A 2,919-nucleotide genomic window follows, 5' to 3' on the forward strand; every position below is an offset into this window, starting at 1 on the left:
ACACCGCAATATGTTCCAACAACAGAATCCAAACTGACTCCAATTCCTAAAACTGCCGTATATTCTTCTATCCTGATAGAAGAATATACTTACATCATTTTGTCCTGTGCCACATAGACAAGCTCTTCTCTGTAAACAGAGACGAAAATGTCATAGACTATGTCAAAAATCGTGTTGCAGCTTACGAAGATTCTGTTCTCAAATACAATGAAATGGTACGGATGGCTGCATACAAAGACAGTGTAGCTAATGAACTTTGCAGAGAGTCTAATAGCATAAAACGTACTATTAAAAATTACCAATAATTTTATCCAATACCCCAATGAGATGGAATTTACATTCAAATCCATTTCATTGGGACATATAATTAAAACTGTTTATTTGTTTCTAATAACATATTCAAATTCATCAAAATTCTCATATCCTAATTCTATTAAGACTTGGCGACTGTGTTTCCTGTCATCTTCGGTGTTGAACTTGGGGATTATGGGGAGACGAAGGATGATCTTGTCTTTATGTTTGGCATGAGTGTTGAGCCAGACAAGGTTGTCGATAACTTGCCGGTTGGGCTTACCTGTGTAGGCTTGATAGATGGCAGGATTCATGTCCTTGATGTCGATGATAAAGGAGTCAATGTATGGGGTGACTTTCTCCAAGTGATGGCGAGGTACGTTTAGACTCGTCTCCATCGTAAAGTGCCATCCCTCTGGGCATAGTTCACAAAACTCCTTTATGAATGAACTCCACAGAAGCGGTTCACCTCCACCAAAACAGATGCCGCCTCCTGTAGCTAAGAAGTAGAGGTTGTCCATCTCCACGTTCGCCATCAGCAGTTCTGTATCCACCTCCTGCCATACGCCGTCAGCATCAAGGCATTGGGGATTGAGACAGTACTTGCAATGAAGAGGACAACCATGAAATGCTACGAGCGTGGTGACGCCCTCGCCGTCTATCGTGAGGCGGTGGCGGTCGATACAGATAAGTGGAGCTGTATTCATCTTATTCAGGTCTGAAATTTACAGAAACAACATATTTCATTTTCACAGCTTTGCCATTTTGTTTTGCAGGATTCCATTTTGGCATACTTTTCACAACCCTAATGGCTTCCTTGTCAAGTTCAGGGCTAATGCTTCTAATTACCTTTACATCACTCAGACTTCCGTCCTCGTTTACAATAAAGACAACATTAACTCTGCCCATAGCAGCACCTTCCCTACAAATTTCTGGATAGCGTAGATTATCCTTGATGTATTTCATCAATGCAGCCATACCACCTGGGAATGAAGGCATCTCCTCTACAATACCAAATATATTGCTGTTTTCTATGGAGTCTGTATCAACAGCTGATTGCATTAAAGCGGTATTGCCTTTTTTTGATTTCTTGGATGTGGTACCTTTCCTATCATTTGAAGTTCGCTCTTTTGTTATTTCCATTCGAGGATTGCTTGGAATCTCTCCTAATTTTCTATTTTCTTCTTCTGCATATTTAGCCTCATCACTAAACGAGATATCTCCTTCCAATTGTCTGTCTCCAGGTTTAGGCACTTCTTCTTTCACTATATTAAGTTCACCTTGAGTAGCATCCGAAGATATTCTTTGTACCTTTCCATCCGAACAAGCTGTCATAGCGACAAGTCCTGCTGCTATGCCTGCTACTTTAATAGCTTTCCCTGCCATCTGTCGGAGGTGCAGTTCGTGTTCTAAGTCCCTCACGTCTTGCTCACATTTTGGACAAGTCCCCTTGCATTCACCTTTAAAGTGACATTCTTCGGGTGAATAGTCAATCCCATTTGCATCCGCTATCTGCTTGCGGATAGCTTTGAGAGTGTTGCAAATATAACGTCCTCTTGCCATAGTTTATTTTTTTTATGCTTATGTCCTTTTTTGATAACAACAATTTCACCCATGAGTCCTCCACTTTCCGTCAAAGTGATGACATTGAGTTTTTCGAAATTCATTTCAGAGAGTTTGATGATTCTGTCTTGCATACCAATGAACTTTATGGTGATTGTATCTTTTGGCTCCACTTCAATTGTGAAGTTTCCATCAATGTCTGCTGCCGTTTTCTTTCCAGAAAGTTTAGCTGTGATGAAGGCACTAACAATCGGTTCTTTCGTATTTTCGTCAATAATATGACCTTGGACAAAAAGGACTCCTTTCTTCCTAAATGATTCTTTATCTTTTAGCAGAATAGAATCTTTGGATGTGTATTCTTGGAAGCGAATAGGAATAACTTTCTTTGATAGTAGTGGTGTCGAGTTATAGTAGCCTTTTTGTGTAGAACATGACGTAATAGATGCAGCAAGAGCAATTATTCCCAATGCCACTCCCGCAACCTTTATAGCCTTCCCTGCTTTCAGTCTAAGTCGCAACTCATGTTCCAAATATCTCACATCTTGCTCGCATTTGGGGCAAGTTCCCTTGCATTCACCAGTGAAGTGGCATTCTTCTGGTGAATAGTCAATCCCATTAGCATCTGCTATTTGTTTGCGAATTGCCTTGAGGGTATCGCAGATGTTGTGTCCTTTGGCTTTCATAAATTGCTGTTTTTAGATGTTCAACATTCTCTTTACTCACAAAATGAGTATATTATTAGTCATAATCCCTAAAAAATACTCATTTATAATTCTAATTTCAAAAATACGAAAAACAATCCACATACAAGAATAATTTTTGTTGTATTATAAGAAATGGGATTGTTTTTAACTTTTTCGCTGCTTTTGATGCCGTATATAGAATTTATCTGTGTTCCTCATGGGTGCTGAGTTCACTGATATGCTCGTCCACGAAGAAGAGAAGGGTGGTCTGTGTCTTGACGCTGCCCTGCAAAGCCTCCTTGACATCCTTAGCCTCGAAGTCCGTTCTCTTTTCCACAAGCACATCGAAAGCCTTTTGGATGGAAAGCAACAACTGCTCGAT

3 protein-coding genes and 1 pseudogene are annotated in these 2,919 nt (G+C 40.0%); all 4 read right to left on the reverse strand.

The window, feature by feature from the left end:
* Nucleotides 1–377 precede the first annotated feature (377 nt).
* Nucleotides 378–998 carry a radical SAM protein gene (locus EXN75_RS17055; protein WP_089545399.1) on the reverse strand — a complete coding sequence of 207 codons (621 nt, stop codon included), beginning with the start codon at nt 996–998 and terminating at the stop codon, nt 378–380.
* A 1-nt stretch (nt 999) separates the two neighbouring features.
* Nucleotides 1,000–1,854 carry an energy transducer TonB gene (locus EXN75_RS17060; RefSeq protein WP_246031460.1) on the reverse strand — a complete coding sequence of 285 codons (855 nt, stop codon included), beginning with the start codon at nt 1,852–1,854 and terminating at the stop codon, nt 1,000–1,002.
* Nucleotides 1,800–2,537, reverse strand: coding sequence for a carboxypeptidase-like regulatory domain-containing protein (locus EXN75_RS17065; protein WP_134844726.1), 738 nt, complete (start codon nt 2,535–2,537; stop codon nt 1,800–1,802). Before EXN75_RS17065 ends, EXN75_RS17060 begins: the two co-directional genes overlap by 55 nt.
* Before the next feature lie 202 nt (nt 2,538–2,739).
* Nucleotides 2,740–2,919 (reverse strand): annotated as a pseudogene (locus EXN75_RS17070) (site-specific integrase); the annotation flags it as partial.

This window comes from Segatella hominis, assembly GCF_004535825.1.
Classification (GTDB): domain Bacteria; phylum Bacteroidota; class Bacteroidia; order Bacteroidales; family Bacteroidaceae; genus Prevotella; species Prevotella hominis.